Origin of the sequence: Clostridium sp. FS41 (assembly GCF_000954015.1) — a bacterium.
In the GTDB taxonomy this organism is placed as follows: domain Bacteria; phylum Bacillota; class Clostridia; order Lachnospirales; family Lachnospiraceae; genus Enterocloster; species Enterocloster citroniae.
Genome location: NZ_JYHN01000040.1, coordinates 213,901 through 227,665 on the forward strand (window position 1 = coordinate 213,901; position 13,765 = coordinate 227,665).

Annotated in this window: 16 protein-coding genes; 11 read left to right on the forward strand and 5 right to left on the reverse strand. The window is 51.2% G+C overall.

What is annotated here, in order from left to right:
• The 3 genes from CLFS41_RS06555 to CLFS41_RS06565 are packed head-to-tail and all read left to right on the forward strand — an operon-like array spanning position 1 to position 2,351.
• Positions 1 to 576 carry an indolepyruvate oxidoreductase subunit beta gene (locus CLFS41_RS06555; RefSeq protein ID WP_007863193.1) on the forward strand — a complete coding sequence of 192 codons (576 nt, stop codon included), beginning with the start codon at positions 1 to 3 and terminating at the stop codon, positions 574 to 576.
• Between the two features lie 36 nt (positions 577 to 612).
• A complete protein-coding gene (locus tag CLFS41_RS06560) occupies positions 613 to 1,911 on the forward strand; it encodes a phenylacetate--CoA ligase (protein ID WP_007863191.1) in 1,299 nt (432 codons plus the stop codon).
• 17 nt (positions 1,912 to 1,928) lie between these two features.
• Positions 1,929 to 2,351 (forward strand): hypothetical protein, encoded by a 423-nt coding sequence (locus CLFS41_RS06565; protein ID WP_007863189.1) that lies wholly within the window; start codon positions 1,929 to 1,931, stop codon positions 2,349 to 2,351.
• A 113-nt stretch (positions 2,352 to 2,464) separates the two neighbouring features.
• Here CLFS41_RS06565 and CLFS41_RS06570 read toward each other — a convergent pair whose 3' ends face one another.
• Both CLFS41_RS06570 and CLFS41_RS06575 read right to left on the reverse strand, forming a co-directional pair.
• Complete coding sequence (locus tag CLFS41_RS06570) at positions 2,465 to 2,866, reverse strand: PaaI family thioesterase (RefSeq protein ID WP_007863187.1); 402 nt, start codon at positions 2,864 to 2,866, stop codon at positions 2,465 to 2,467.
• A 106-nt stretch (positions 2,867 to 2,972) separates the two neighbouring features.
• Complete coding sequence (locus CLFS41_RS06575; protein ID WP_147329430.1) at positions 2,973 to 3,299, reverse strand: hypothetical protein; 327 nt, start codon at positions 3,297 to 3,299, stop codon at positions 2,973 to 2,975.
• 183 nt (positions 3,300 to 3,482) lie between these two features.
• On the opposite strand from CLFS41_RS06575, the gene CLFS41_RS06580 reads away from it, so the two are divergent.
• The 3 genes from CLFS41_RS06580 to CLFS41_RS06590 are packed head-to-tail and all read left to right on the forward strand — an operon-like array spanning position 3,483 to position 4,766.
• A complete protein-coding gene (locus CLFS41_RS06580) occupies positions 3,483 to 3,881 on the forward strand; it encodes a spore coat associated protein CotJA (protein ID WP_007863185.1) in 399 nt (132 codons plus the stop codon).
• Positions 3,878 to 4,147 (forward strand): spore coat protein CotJB, encoded by a 270-nt coding sequence (locus CLFS41_RS06585; RefSeq protein ID WP_007863179.1) that lies wholly within the window; start codon positions 3,878 to 3,880, stop codon positions 4,145 to 4,147. The genes CLFS41_RS06580 and CLFS41_RS06585 overlap by 4 nt, the downstream gene beginning before the upstream one ends.
• Before the next feature lies 1 nt (position 4,148).
• On the forward strand, positions 4,149 to 4,766 hold the full coding sequence (locus tag CLFS41_RS06590) for a manganese catalase family protein (protein WP_007863177.1): 618 nt from the start codon (positions 4,149 to 4,151) through the stop codon (positions 4,764 to 4,766).
• A gap of 62 nt (positions 4,767 to 4,828) precedes the next feature.
• On the opposite strand, the gene CLFS41_RS06595 is transcribed toward CLFS41_RS06590, so the two are convergent.
• Genes CLFS41_RS06595 through CLFS41_RS06605 form a run of 3 tightly spaced genes read right to left on the reverse strand, consistent with a single transcriptional unit; the run spans position 4,829 to position 7,325 of the window.
• The gene (locus CLFS41_RS06595; protein WP_045091807.1) at positions 4,829 to 5,407 is read right to left on the reverse strand and encodes an ATP-binding cassette domain-containing protein; all 579 of its coding nucleotides are present in this window, start codon (positions 5,405 to 5,407) and stop codon (positions 4,829 to 4,831) included.
• Between the two features lie 28 nt (positions 5,408 to 5,435).
• Entirely contained in the window at positions 5,436 to 6,173 is a 738-nt protein-coding gene (locus CLFS41_RS06600) for an ABC transporter permease subunit (RefSeq protein ID WP_045091808.1), read from the reverse strand.
• A 24-nt stretch (positions 6,174 to 6,197) separates the two neighbouring features.
• Entirely contained in the window at positions 6,198 to 7,325 is a 1,128-nt protein-coding gene (locus tag CLFS41_RS06605; RefSeq protein WP_045091809.1) for a PhnD/SsuA/transferrin family substrate-binding protein, read from the reverse strand.
• 164 nt (positions 7,326 to 7,489) lie between these two features.
• Here CLFS41_RS06605 and CLFS41_RS06610 point away from each other — a divergent pair, with 164 nt between their 5' ends.
• The 5 genes from CLFS41_RS06610 to CLFS41_RS06630 all read left to right on the forward strand — a co-directional run bounded on the left by CLFS41_RS06610 (position 7,490) and on the right by CLFS41_RS06630 (position 13,326).
• Positions 7,490 to 7,729 carry an NAD(P)H-dependent oxidoreductase subunit E gene (locus CLFS41_RS06610; protein ID WP_007863169.1) on the forward strand — a complete coding sequence of 80 codons (240 nt, stop codon included), beginning with the start codon at positions 7,490 to 7,492 and terminating at the stop codon, positions 7,727 to 7,729.
• Positions 7,730 to 7,731: 2 nt separating this feature from the next.
• Positions 7,732 to 9,828: a [Fe-Fe] hydrogenase large subunit C-terminal domain-containing protein gene (locus CLFS41_RS06615; protein WP_007863168.1), complete on the forward strand. Its 2,097-nt coding sequence runs from the start codon at positions 7,732 to 7,734 to the stop codon at positions 9,826 to 9,828.
• Positions 9,828 to 11,006, forward strand: coding sequence for a SpoIIE family protein phosphatase (locus CLFS41_RS06620; RefSeq protein ID WP_007863167.1), 1,179 nt, complete (start codon positions 9,828 to 9,830; stop codon positions 11,004 to 11,006). Before CLFS41_RS06615 ends, CLFS41_RS06620 begins: the two co-directional genes overlap by 1 nt.
• Before the next feature lie 260 nt (positions 11,007 to 11,266).
• Positions 11,267 to 12,718: a 4Fe-4S dicluster domain-containing protein gene (locus CLFS41_RS06625; RefSeq protein WP_007863166.1), complete on the forward strand. Its 1,452-nt coding sequence runs from the start codon at positions 11,267 to 11,269 to the stop codon at positions 12,716 to 12,718.
• A 242-nt stretch (positions 12,719 to 12,960) separates the two neighbouring features.
• Positions 12,961 to 13,326, forward strand: coding sequence for a holo-ACP synthase (locus CLFS41_RS06630; protein WP_007863145.1), 366 nt, complete (start codon positions 12,961 to 12,963; stop codon positions 13,324 to 13,326).
• Positions 13,327 to 13,765 lie beyond the last annotated feature (439 nt).

Here is a 13,765-nt window from a genome sequence, read left to right on the forward strand (position 1 = left end):
ATGACTTGTAAGAATATTATGATCGTAGGCGTGGGCGGACAGGGAACCCTTCTGACCAGCCGTATCCTTGGAAAGCTTGCAACAGGCGCGGGATATGATGTAAAGCTGTCCGAAGTCCACGGCATGGCCCAGAGAGGCGGAAGCGTGGTCACCTTTGTCCGCTATGGGGAAAAGGTAAGCGAACCCATTGTGGAGGAAGGACAGGCGGATGTGCTCATTGCATTTGAACGTCTGGAGGCACTGCGGTATCTGCATTTCCTTAAAAAGGACGGGGTGGTCATTGTCAATGACTGGCGTATTGACCCGATCACAGTGGTTACAGGAGTGGCATCCTATCCCGAGAATGTGCTTGATACTTTAAAAGAGATGCGCAAGACCATTGTGGTGGAAGCCACGGCCGAGGCCAAGAAGCTGGGGGCTCCCAAGGCATTTAACATCATAGTGCTGGGGGCGGCGGCCAGGCACATGGGCTTTGAAAAACAGGACTGGCTGAGCGTGATCGAAACAACGGTTCCGCCTAAGACCATAGAGGTGAATAAGCAGGCATTTGAGATCGGATACGCGCTTTCACTGTAAGAAGGACTTTTATAGATACGGAGGGTTTACAGTCAGATGATATGGAATGAGACAAAGGAATGTATGAGCAGGGATGAGATGACAAACCTGCAGAGCGCAAGGCTGGCAAAGCTGGTGGATAAGGTATACCACAATGTGGAATATTACAGGAAGAAAATGCAGGCAGTGGGTCTGGAGCCAGGTGATATCAAGGGGATCGAGGACCTGGACAAACTGCCGTTTACCACAAAGGACGATTTGAGGGATACATACCCATTCGGTATGTTTGCAGTGCCCAATTCACAGATCACCCGTATCCATGCATCCAGCGGCACCACGGGAAAGGCAACTGTGGTGGGCTATACCCGCAAGGACATCGATGTCTGGAGCGAATGTGTGGCAAGGTGTATCACCATGGCGGGCCTGGGCCGGGATGACACCATCCAGGTGGCATACGGATACGGTCTGTTCACCGGCGGCCTGGGAGCCCATTACGGGGCGGAGGAGATGGGGGCCACTGTGGTTCCCATGTCCACTGGAAATACAAAGAAGCTGGTTACCATGATGGTGGATTTCGGAGTGACAGGCATCATGTGCACCCCCTCCTACCTGTTGCATATAGCGGAGACCATTGAGGAGATGGGGGTAAGGGATCAGATCAAGCTGAAGGCATCCATCAATGGTGCGGAGCCATGGACCGATAAGATGAGGGCCCAGATCGAGCGTCAGCTGGGAATCCATGCCCACGATATCTATGGCCTCAGCGAGATCATGGGGCCGGGCGTGGCAACGGACTGCCAGTACCACACGGGACTCCACATCCATGAGGATCATTTCCTTCCCGAGATCGTGGACCAGCACACATTAAAGCCATTGCGGGACGGTATGGAAGGCGAGCTGGTTATCTCCACGCTTACCAAGGAGGGACTGCCTCTGATCCGTTACCGCACAAAGGATCTGACCAGCCTGGAGCACGGTCCCTGTGAATGCGGCAGGACCACGGCCAGGATCGCACGGTTCACAGGAAGAACGGATGACATGCTGATCATCCGCGGCGTCAATGTATTCCCATCCCAGATCGAGTCGGCTCTCTTGGAAATGGGAGGGACCACCCCCCATTACCTTCTCATTGTGGACAGGATCAACAACCTGGATACCCTGGAGGTGCAGGTGGAGGTGGAGGAGAGATTCTTCTCCGATGAGATCCGTGAGTTGGAGAATCTGACAGGAAAGATCGCACACGTGATCCAGGAGGCCATCGGCCTGGCAGTGAAGGTGAAGCTGGTGGAGCCAAAGAGCATTGAGCGCAGCATGGGCAAGACAAAACATGTGATTGATAAAAGGACACTGATTTAGGAAAGGCAGGTACATTTATGTTTGTAAAGCAATTGTCTGTATTCATCGAAAACCGTGAGGGAAGGCTGGAGCAGGTAACAGAAGTGCTGAAGGAGGAGAACATTAATATCCTGTCGTTGAGCATGGCTGACACCACGGAATATGGTATGCTGAGAATGATCGTATCCGATCCGGAAAAGGCCAGGAACGGTCTGAGGGAGAAAGGTTTTTCCGCCATGCTGACAGATGTTCTGGCCGTGAAGTTGGAGGACCATGTGGGTGAGCTTCACAAGATGACCCACACCCTGTGCGGCCAGGGACTTAATATCGAGTATATGTACGCGCTGGCTTCTGCCAACAGAAGGGCTATGATCGTAAAAGCCTCCGATGGTGAGACAGCCGCAAAGGCCATTACAGATGGCGGGCTGGTACTCTATAGCAATGAGGAGATGTGCTGGTAAACGGATATACAAAAAGGGCCGGGGTTTTGATACCCGGCCCTTTGCGCGGTGCCTGGCCTTTGTATAGCTGGCCTTTGTATAGTTATCCTTTGTATGTGCACCTGGCGCGTTCCCTATCCCTTGGAGAATCCGCTGGCAGTGACATGGGCTACCGCATTTCCCAGGTCATCGGTCACCTCCACCAGGTAGTAACAGGTGCTGCGGCCTTCCTTTACCCTGTGTGCCTGGGCAATGAGGCGGCTGCCTCTGGCAACTCCCAGGTATGTGATCTGTGAGGTGGTGGATACATGAAGCGGTTTATTCCAGTTGGATGCAACTGCAAAGGCAAAATCTGCCAGGGTGAAGATGGCTCCGCCCATGACAGTATTGGCTGCATTCAGGTGGTGGGGTTGTATTTCCAACGAACATTTTGCATATCCGTCATCCACTTCCTCGATTGTGGCCCCATTGTCCGTGGCAAATCGGTCCTTTGCAAAAAATTCTCGAATCTGTTCCAGTTCCTGCGGGTTGTTCATGGCTGGTCCCTCCTGTTTGTTAGCATGTAAACACTATATAACAGGAAAATACAGGTTGTCAATGGTGGAAAAGAAAAAGGCAGGGCCCATTGGGGTCCTGCCTGATCTATATTAATAATTTAATTTCCGCAGCCGCAGCCATCGGATTCTGCTTCCGCAGCCCGGGGCTGAGGAAAGCCGCCTGGCCTGCCCCAGCTGGCATCATTAAAGCCCTGCCAGTATCCGTTGCGGAAGCCTTCGCGGTATGCCTGGCGCCTGGCGCCTGCACAGATGTCACGGCATCCGCAGCTATTGCTGTTATTGCCGCATCCACATCCGCTGTTTCCACAACCACAGCTATTATTGCCGCAGTTATTATTGCCGCAGCTATTGTTGCCGCATCCGCAGCCAAAACCGCCGCAGCCAAAACAACAACGATTACATCTACAACCACATCCACATCCAAATCTAAAGCAACACATATATCGCACTCTCCTTTTTTATTGGTTTGTACTATATCATATGGGACGCGCAGACAAAGTGTTACTGTTTTTCTTTCATGACTTTTCTGTCACGGGCTGTTGGCTGTGTCATAAACTATAATAAAAGAAAAGATATTGGAAGGAGTATCCATCCTATGGATTCCTATACAGATGTAAGCGGACAGTGCTGCGGGTGCGGCTGCAGACATGTGTCCTGTAACACTTCCAGCCAAAATGACAGCGGCTCTTACTGGCAGCCGGATTATCCGGATATGAATACAGTACCCTGGGCCGTCAGCGACAACAACACCGTACCTTCATATTCATATATGGATCAAACATATCCGGATATGGATCAGACATATCCTAATATGAATCAGATGGTATGTGTTTCTACAGAGCCGGGCTGTCTGGAACAGCAGTTCCCGGTTGCAATGGCATATGTGCCATGGCAGCAGTGGCAGACCACCTACGCCCCGGAGAGGGGGCTGGTACAGGGAACGATTTTCCCTGACCTGGATCTTCAATTTAACTACGGGAGGTGCAGCAGATGACAAACTTTGATTTTGGAACTTCCCGTGAAGCCATGCTGCGTCAGGTAGATGAGGCTGGTTTTGCCGTGGTTGATGCAAACCTCTATTTAGACACCCACCCCTGTGATGCTGCAGCCATTGATTATTATAATCAGATGGCACAGGCATACCGGAGTGCGGCAGATGCCTTTGAAGCACAGTTCGGGCCGCTGACCGCATCCGCTAACAATGATACTGCGTACTGGTCCTGGGTCAATGATCCATGGCCATGGGAAGGAGGGTGCTGATATGTGGATATATGAAAAAAGACTGGAGTTCCCTGTTAATATCAAAGAACCCAATGCTCAGATGGCGCAGTTTATAATGAGCCAGTACGGCGGCCCTGACGGCGAGATGGGCGCGTCCATGCGTTACCTGTCCCAGCGCTACACCATGCCTTACAAGGAGTGCAAGGCAGCCCTCACCGATATTGGAACGGAAGAGCTGGCCCACCTTGAGATTGTTGCAACCATTGTCCATCAGCTTACCAGGAACCTGACGGCAGACCAGCTGGTAGAACAGGGCTTTGGCCCTTACTACATTGACCATGCCACGGGTATCTGGCCCCAGGCAGCAGGCGGTATCCCCTTTAATGCGTGCGAATTCCAGTCCAAGGGCGATGTGATCACGGATCTCCACGAGGATATGGCAGCTGAGCAGAAGGCCAGAAGTACCTATGACAACATCCTGCGCGTTGTGAAGGATTATGATGTCTGTGAACCCATTAAGTTCCTCAGGGCCAGGGAAGTGGTCCATTACCAGCGGTTTGGTGAATGTCTGAGGATTACCCAGGATAAGCTGGACAGCAGGAATTTCTATGCATTTAACCCTGAATTTGATATGCAGTCCAATCCCTGCCAGCAGTAGATTTGCTGAAAGAAATCCATTGAACACAAAAACAGTGCAGGTATCCGCTACCTGCACTGTTCCTACGCCAGCCGTACCAGTTCCCCGCCGATCAGCTCCACATCCTCCTCCTGGTGGGTAGACAGTATCAGGATACGGCCATTCTGCTTTTCCCTGATATAGGCGATGACGCTGCGCTTTAAATCCTCATCCATTCCGGTAAAGGGTTCATCCATCAGCAGGACATGGGAAGGGGTGAGCAAAGCCCTGAGAACTGCCACCCGCCGCTTCATACCGCCGCTTAAAGTGGATACCGGGCGGCTTAGGCATTCCTCGGGAAGCAGTTTGGCCATCTCCCATCTTACGCGGGATGCTTTCATGGAACGGCCTGTGCACATGGTCACATTTTCCACGGGCGAGAAAGACTCACACAGCCTGTCCTCCTGGAATACGGCGGATACGGCGGCTGGTTCAATGTCAACCTCCAGTGTTCCCTCATCCGGCTGTTCCAGTCCCATGAGGATGCGCAGCAGGGTGGTCTTGCCTGAACCGGAGGGGCTCATAAGGCAGTAACAGCCGCCGTCCCTGAAGGTCAGATTGATGTCCCGGAGAACAGGCAGCCCGTTGAAGGATTTTGCTATATGCTTTAGTTCGATCTTCATTTGTTGCCTCCTTGTCGCGCATTTTCCTTTAATGCCGTACTTTCTTTAACAGATACAGGAACAGGTGCTCAAACAGTGCGCTGACAATGATGATCACAAAGGTCCAGGCAAACAGCCCTGCAGTGTCCAGATAAAGCTTGGAGTAATAGAGCTGTTCGCCGATGGAGCCTTCCGGGATACCGATCACCTCCGCGGCCACGCCGGATTTCCAGCTCATGCCAAGGGCGGTCCTGCATCCGCTGATCAGGTAAGGAAGAAGACCGGGAATGTAGATATACCGCACCTGCTTGTACAGGGGCATGGAAAAGACCCTGGCCATCTCCAGCAGCTTCCGGTCCGTGTGTTCCAGGCCCGAGAGTGTACTCACATAGATCATGGGTACTACCACCAGAAAGGAAGTGAACACGGACAGGTTATGGGAGCCGATCCAGATCAGAGCAAGAATGACAAAGGAGGCCACAGGCACGGATTTGATTAACAGCATGATGGGCTCCAGCAGTTCCTTTACCAGGCCGGACACATAGGCCAGGCTTCCCAGAAGGATCCCCAGGACAAATGCGCCCAGGAATCCAATGCTGATCCTGGCAAAGGAATTAAAGATGGAGGCCCAGAAAGAGCTGTCCCGGACAAGCTCCATAAGGGCCAGGATCATGTCCATGGGTCCTACAAATATGATGTTATTGTGTATCAGCATATTGGCGGCCTGCCATACTGCAATCCAGAACAGCCATATGAGATATTTTCTTAATCGGGTATTCTGCTTCATGAACCGTGTCTCCGGAATGCCGTATTATGGCATGTAATAAAAGTCATCTCCTGGCAGCTGTCCGCCAATGGACTTGGGATCCTGTTCCATCAGGGTGGATAAATAGCCGCTTAGGGCATCCTTCATCTCCTGACCGGTGAGGCACACAATGTTGCAATAGGGAAGGGCCTTTTGGGCAATGGGGGCCTTTTCAACAATGCCCTGTGCCGCGATCAGTTCAGCGGCCTCCTCTGCATGCTCTGTGGCAAAGAGGGCAGACTGGGCATGCTCCTCCAGGAATTCAGCTACAGGCGCCTGGTTCTCCCTGAGAAAATCGCTGCGAACCAGAGTGACGCCGGTGACCAGCATGCTGCCGGTATCCTTGTTTAGCAGGTTCCACTGCTCTGTCAGGTCCAGAACTGTCTTTAGATCCGGGTTCTGGATGCAGGCCGCAGTGGCAAATGGCTGCGGAAGGACGCCGATGGCGCTTGAATCTTCTTTCAGGAGAGATGCCACCTCAGTGGCCTCGGACTTGAACTGAAGGTCCACATCAGAGGTTGAAAGTCCATTTCCCTTTAACAGGTAATTCATTACATACTCGGGGGTGGTGCCCTTTCCTGTCATGTAAATGCTCCTGCCCTTTAAGTCGGCCATGGAGGTGATGGAATCATCGGATGCCACCACGTACAGCACGCCCAGGGTATTGATGTCCAGGACCGTTACATTTCCCTGGGTCTTGTTGTAAAGGACGCTTGCCACATTGGCCGGGACCAGGGCAATGTCCAGGTCTCCGTTTGCAATCTTGCCCACCAGTTCATCCGCCTTGCCGGCCATGGTAAACTCGTAGACATTGGCAGTTTCTCCCTTGGAGGCCTTGTCCATCAGGGATACCAGACCCATGGAGGTCGGTCCCTTCAGGGAGCCCACACGGACGCCGGCCTGGCAGGTAAGTTCCGGATCCTCCTGGCCGGATGCGCTCTCGGCCGTGGATCCTTCTTCGGCTGCGGCTGATTCCTCGGCAGACTGGGAGGAAATCTCCGTGGAGGCCGGGGCCTCCGTCTGCGTCTGGCCGGCTGTTGCGGAAGGGGATGAACCGGAGGCGCCGCTGCATCCTCCAAGGGCCAGAGATGCACCCATAACGGCTGTGATCAGTAACAAAATCGACTTTTTCATAATACATTCGCTCCTCTCATAAATATCCTTTACTATAGCACAACAAGCCCTTGTTTTCTATAAAATATTTGAGAAATATTATTGATATAAATATCACAATATGAGATAATGGAGGCATGGTTTGGGGTGAGCCCATAATACACGCAGATAGTGGAGGAATAAGGATGAAAGTAACGATTTGTATTGGAAGTGCCTGTCATTTAAAGGGGTCCCGTGAGATTATCGCCAAGCTTCAGAAACTGGTGGATGAGAACGGACTGTCCGACAAGGTAGACTTAAACGGTGCGTTTTGCACAGGCAATTGTGACCATGGGGTATGCGTGACGGTGGAAGGCGAGCTGTATTCCCTGAGACCGGAAGACACAGAAGAATTCTTTGAAAATGAGATTAAGGGGAGACTTTGATTATGGGCATGGAAATCATAGATTTCAAAGCCACAAAGTGCAAACACTGCTATAAGTGTGTCCGTTATTGCGAAGTTAAAGCCATCCAGGTCAAGGACGAACGGGCGGTGATCATGTCGGACAAATGTATCCTTTGCGGACATTGTCTGAAGATCTGTCCCCAGTCAGCCAAAACGCTGCGAAGCGATCTGGATATGGTGAAGGGATTTATAAGGGAAGGCATGCGGGTAGTGGTGTCCATTGCACCGGCTTACATGGGACTTTTAAAATATAAGACGATCGGCCAGGTGAGGGGGGCGCTTATGCGCCTTGGCTTTGAGGATGTAAGGGAGACTTCAGAGGGGGCCGCATTCGTGACAGCGGAATACGCAAAGCTTTTGAAAGAGCACAGGATGGACAATATCATAACCACCTGCTGCCCAAGCGTCAATGACCTGATCGAGATATATTATCCTCAGCTTGTGCCTTACATGGCTCCCGTGGTATCGCCCATGATCGCCCATGGCAAGCTTCTGAAGGAGGAGCTGGGCCGGAATGTGAAGGTGGTGTTCCTGGGACCGTGTATTGCAAAGAAAAAAGAATCCAGGGATCCAAGGCATGACACCTATATCGATGCGGTGCTTAATTTCAATGATATCAACAAGTGGCTGGAGGAAGAGGACATAGTCATTGAGGATTGTGAGGACCAGCCCTTTACAGCATTTGACCCAAGGGTCAACCGCCTTTATCCCGTGACCAACGGCGTGGTGAACTCCGTATTGGCCACCGAGGAGGAGAGCGATGGCTACAGGAAATTTTATGTCCATGGAGTGGCCAACTGTATTGATCTGTGCAAGAGCATGTCCCGGGGTGAGATCAAGGGCTGTTTTATTGAGATGAATATGTGCTCCGGCGGCTGTATCAAGGGGCCGACTGTGAATGATGAATTTATTTCCAGATTCAAGGTAAAGCTGGATATGGAGGAGACCATAGGCAGGGAGCCGGCAGAGGCCAGCCGGATGCAGCCTGTGTGGGAGAACGTAAACTTTGGCAAGCGGTTTGAGGACCACGCGCCAAAGGATCCGCAGCCTACCGAAGACCAGATACGTGAGATCCTGCGCATGACCAACAAGTTAAAACCCGAGGACGAACTGAACTGCGGCGCCTGCGGTTATCCTACCTGCAGGGAGAAGGCGATCGCCGTATTCCAGCACAAGGCAGAGGTGAGCATGTGTATTCCATTCATGCATGAGAAGGCGGAGTCCATGTCCAACCTGGTAATGGAGACCTCCCCTAACATTGTGCTGATCGTGGGGGATGATATGCGCATTCTGGAATATTCGGATGTGGGGGAGAAGTATTTTGGAAAGACCAGGTCTGAGGCACTGCAGATGTACCTGTACGAACTCATCGACCCAGTGAATTTCCAGTGGGTATTTGACACACACCAGAACATTCACGGCAAGAGGGTGAATTATCCTGAGTACAAGCTGTCCACCCTTCAGAATATTGTATACATAGAGAAGGAAAATGCAGTTCTGGCCACCTTTATCGACATTACAAGGGAGGAAGAACTGGCTCAGGAAGAATACGAGAAAAAGCTGGAGACCATTGACCTGGCTCAGAAGATCATCCACAAGCAGATGATGGTGGCCCAGGAGATCGCCGGACTTTTAGGCGAGACAACGGCTGAGACAAAGACCACCCTGACCAAGCTGTGCCATTCCTTGTTGGAGGATGGGGCGGATGCAGGATATGCAGGGGGTGAGGAGGACCGGGATATCCCCAATGTGCAGCTGGGAAGCGGCGCAGTGCCTTTGAGCGGGGTCATGACACCCGGAAACCTGGGAGGCGGTGCAGGCGCGGGAAGTACCAGCCCAGGCAGTGCAACATCCGGGACAATGTCCGGTACAACATCCGGGACACCGTCCGGGACGCCTGCAGCAGCTGATGCCCGAAATGCCTCTGAAGCCGGCGTCAGCAGCGGGGCGGCACCTAAGGAGAAAGCCTCCAAAGGGTATGTCCATATAGGAAGCGCTGCTCCCGCAGGCAAAAAGACGGGGTATGTCCATCTGAGCAGTTCTGATTTGAAAAAACCAGGCGGCAGCGGAGGTAGATAATGGGAATTACAGTGGATGTTGCTTATAAAAGCCTGAATAAATACACCGAGATCCTCTGCGGGGACAAGGTGGAACTGCTGCAGACCGCGGATTCCAACATCATGATTCTGGCTGACGGCATGGGAAGCGGCGTCAAGGCCAATATCCTTTCCACCCTGACGTCCAAGATACTGGGAACCATGTTCTTAAACGGCGCTACCCTGGAAGAGTGCGTGGACACCATCAGTGAGACACTGCCCATCTGCCAGGTGCGGCAGGTGGCATATTCCACCTTCAGCATCCTGCAGGTATACCACAACGGCGATGCTTATCTGGTGGAGTATGACAATCCGGGATGTATTTTCATACGTGACGGCAAGCTCATGAAGATTCCTAAGAATGTCCGCGTCATCCAGGGCAAGGAGATCAATGAGTACAGGTTTAAGGTCCAAAAGGGAGATGCCCTGATCCTTATGAGCGATGGTACTATCCATGCGGGAGTGGGAGAACTTCTAAACTTTGGATGGCTGTGGCAGGACATTGCGGACTATGCGGTGCGCCAGTATGCCATGACCGTGTCAGCCATGCGTCTGGCCGCATCCATCAGCAGGGCCTGTGATGAGCTTTATCAGTTCAGGCCGGGGGATGATACCACGGTTGCATGCATGCGGATCATTGACAGCAAGCCGGTGCACCTTATGACCGGACCTGCCCGCAACCCGGAGGATGATGTACGCATGGTCCATGAATTCCTGGATGATCCCAATGCCAAGACCATTGTGTGCGGCGGAACCAGCGCCACGATTGTGTCCAGGGTATTGGGGAAAAAGCTGGATGTTTCCCTGGATTATGTGGATCCGGAGATCCCGCCTATTGCCTATATGGACGGCGTGGACCTGGTGACAGAGGGTGTACTGACCCTGAACAGGGTGTTGCAGCTGCTGCGCAGGTATGTGAAGAATGAAACCGTGTCCGAGGAATTCTTCCAGGAGCTGGATAAGCCCAACGGCGGTTCCATGGTAGCCAAAGTGCTGATCGAGGACTGTACGGAAGTGCATTTATATGTTGGAAAAGCGATCAACAGCGCCTATCAGAACCCGGGCCTTCCCTTTGATCTGGGTATCCGCCAGAACCTTGTGGAACAGCTGGGACGTGTGATCGAAGAGATGGGTAAAAAAGTAGTCGTTACATATTATTAACTTTGTATCTCATTAAATACTTGCTTTTTCCGCATAAATATAGTAGATTTTCAGTTGTTGATATATTATTAACAATCATGGATGGAATGGATATAGAGGTGTATTTCACTGCACTTAGAGAACCAGATACGGTCTCTAAGTGCTCATAACGAGCCACTCCACTAGGTTCGTTTAGGACCTCACCAAGTGGAGATGACATGTATCGCACGTAAGAAACCCAAATACGGTCTCTAAGTGCTCATAACGAGGAGGAAAAGAGAATGGTAACCAATGATGCAACGATCCTGCGCTTGAAGCATGATGTTCTGTACGAAGTGGCCAAGGCTGCATGGGAAGGGAATCTTGAGGAAAAACGCGGGGAGATTCCCTATACCATGATTCCCGGACCCCAGGCAACCTACCGCTGCTGTATTTATAAGGAGAGGGAGATCATCAAGCAGAGGGTACGCCTTGCAGAGGGGAAATGTCCGGCAGGAAAGGACACTTCCAATGTGGTGCAGGTCATCAACGCAGCCTGTGAGGAGTGTCCCATTGCTTCCTACATAGTGACGGACAACTGCCGCAAGTGTATGGGAAAGGCCTGTCAGAATTCCTGTAATTTCGGTGCCATCAGCATGGGGCGGGAGCGCGCTTACATTGAACCGACAAAGTGTAAGGAATGCGGAAAGTGTTCACAGGCATGCCCCTATAATGCAATCGCACATCTGGAGCGCCCCTGTAAGAAGATCTGCCCCGTGGATGCCATCACTTATGATGAGTACGGCATCTGTGTGATCGATGAGAAGAAATGCATCCAGTGCGGCGCCTGTATCCACAGCTGCCCCTTTGGCGCCATTGGCTCCAAGACGTTTATGGTGGATGTCATCCGCCTGATCAAGGCCGGCAAGAGGGTCGTGGCCATGGTGGCGCCTGCCACGGAAGGCCAGTTTGGCCCGGATGTGACCATGGCCAGCTGGAGGATCGCCTTAAAACAGCTTGGCTTTGCGGATATGGTGGAAGTGGGACTGGGCGGCGATATGACAGCTGCTTACGAGGCCGAGGAGTGGGCTGAGGCACACAAGGAAGGCAAAAAGATGACCACCTCCTGCTGTCCTGCATTTGTGAACATGATCAAGCAGCATTTCCCCATGCTTTTGGAGAATATGTCCACAACGGTTTCCCCCATGTGTGCGGTTTCCAGAATGATCAAGAGCCAGGATCCGGAGTCCATCACTGTGTTTATCGGACCGTGTATTGCAAAGAAGAGTGAGAGCCTGGACCTTAATGTTAAGGGAAATGCAGACTATGCCATGACCTTTGGCGAGATCCGCGCCATGATGCGCGCCAAGGGCGTGGAACTTCAGCCGGCGGAGAACGACTATCAGGAGAGCTCCGTATTCGGCAAGCGCTTTGGCAATGGCGGAGGCGTTACCGCAGCCGTGCTTCAGTGCCTGAAGGAGATGGATGAAAACACAGATATCAAGGTAAACCGATGCAACGGCGCTGCAGAGTGCAAGAAAGCCCTGCTGCTCTTAAAGGTAGGACGGCTTCCCGAGGACTTTATCGAGGGAATGGCCTGTGTGGGAGGCTGCGTAGGCGGTCCCAGCAGACACAAAACCGAGGTAGAAGCCAAGAAAGCCAGGGATCAGCTGATTGGTTCAGCTGAGGAGAGGAATGTGCTGGAGAATCTGAAAAAGTATCCCATGGATGCGTTTTCTATGCACCGGCATTAAGCTGCGGCAGTTTAGAAGCCGGTTGTGGTATTTGAGAGGATATGATGAAAAAGACCACAGGATGTGGTGGTTCCTGAAGGAAAGTTGAGTGGAATCACGGCCTGGAAATGGGTGTTTTTCAGGGCGTGAGAAATAGATGCCTTGGCCCTGGGAGATGAATGCTCCCGGGGCCTTTTTTGGTATTTAAAATACAATAAGCAATAGATTAATATGTATGTAGATATGATGATAGTTAATTTGGCATGAAGGGTATAGGAATTGATATTCTTGAAACTGGAAGAGTAGAGCCAATGGTAGATAGTCAAATGCGGGGATTCATAAGACAGTTTACAGAAAAGGAAATTGAAGAAGTTCTGAAACAGGAAAATCAGTATATTGCTTTTGCTAAGAGGTTTTCATTAAAGGAAGCAGTATACAAAAGTTTACATACATTTGAGGGTATACGAAGCTTTCAAGAGATAGAAATCTTGACAGACTCAAATGGTATTCTATTTGTTTCTCTGTATGGAAGAATAAAAGAGATCGCAGATAAAAACGGCATATCGCAGATTCTTTTGTCCGTGTCTTATGAGAGAAGGACTATTGTGTCAATGGCATTTGCGGAATAGAAGATTCGACTGAAATGTAATACAGAGAAGCATGAATATGGTAACCTGAATTAACCCTTGTAATGCATTGTAAGCCGTTGTGTTGGCTTTTAGCTTATCGCACGGCTAACCCACAGAAAACTGGGCAATACGGCCGCTTCTGTTATTTAAGTCCATCGAAACCAGACATTAGCAGTGATGAAAATGATGCAATGTCAAAACAATTATGTGCAGCCGGAAATAATGTCGATTATAATAAGCATTTGTCCCAATAAAAAAATTAGAAGATTTGTATCTTAGCAACTATTCCGCCGCAGCAACACATTAAGAGGCGGAAGGTTACAAATGAAGATAAATTAAGCAAATTTGCATCCTTAAGGTAAAGGGGATGCTTTGTGGAAGATATGATGTATGATTTTTTTGGGGGCGGGGGGGGGGGGGGGGTATCGGTTAATACCGA

Coding starts and splice junctions, on each gene's coding strand:
- CLFS41_RS06560 (WP_007863191.1), top strand. CDS start 613: ATGATATGGAATGAGACAAAGGAATGTATGAGCAGGGATGAGATGACA.
- CLFS41_RS06565 (WP_007863189.1), top strand. CDS start 1,929: ATGTTTGTAAAGCAATTGTCTGTATTCATCGAAAACCGTGAGGGAAGG.
- CLFS41_RS06595 (WP_045091807.1), bottom strand. CDS start 5,407: ATGAAGATCGAACTAAAGCATATAGCAAAATCCTTCAACGGGCTGCCT.
- CLFS41_RS06610 (WP_007863169.1), top strand. CDS start 7,490: ATGAAAGTAACGATTTGTATTGGAAGTGCCTGTCATTTAAAGGGGTCC.
- CLFS41_RS06605 (WP_045091809.1), bottom strand. CDS start 7,325: ATGAAAAAGTCGATTTTGTTACTGATCACAGCCGTTATGGGTGCATCT.
- CLFS41_RS06555 (WP_007863193.1), top strand. CDS start 1: ATGACTTGTAAGAATATTATGATCGTAGGCGTGGGCGGACAGGGAACC.
- CLFS41_RS06620 (WP_007863167.1), top strand. CDS start 9,828: ATGGGAATTACAGTGGATGTTGCTTATAAAAGCCTGAATAAATACACC.
- CLFS41_RS06600 (WP_045091808.1), bottom strand. CDS start 6,173: ATGAAGCAGAATACCCGATTAAGAAAATATCTCATATGGCTGTTCTGG.
- CLFS41_RS06615 (WP_007863168.1), top strand. CDS start 7,732: ATGGGCATGGAAATCATAGATTTCAAAGCCACAAAGTGCAAACACTGC.
- CLFS41_RS06585 (WP_007863179.1), top strand. CDS start 3,878: ATGACAAACTTTGATTTTGGAACTTCCCGTGAAGCCATGCTGCGTCAG.
- CLFS41_RS06570 (WP_007863187.1), bottom strand. CDS start 2,866: ATGAACAACCCGCAGGAACTGGAACAGATTCGAGAATTTTTTGCAAAG.
- CLFS41_RS06625 (WP_007863166.1), top strand. CDS start 11,267: ATGGTAACCAATGATGCAACGATCCTGCGCTTGAAGCATGATGTTCTG.
- CLFS41_RS06590 (WP_007863177.1), top strand. CDS start 4,149: ATGTGGATATATGAAAAAAGACTGGAGTTCCCTGTTAATATCAAAGAA.
- CLFS41_RS06580 (WP_007863185.1), top strand. CDS start 3,483: ATGGATTCCTATACAGATGTAAGCGGACAGTGCTGCGGGTGCGGCTGC.
- CLFS41_RS06630 (WP_007863145.1), top strand. CDS start 12,961: ATGAAGGGTATAGGAATTGATATTCTTGAAACTGGAAGAGTAGAGCCA.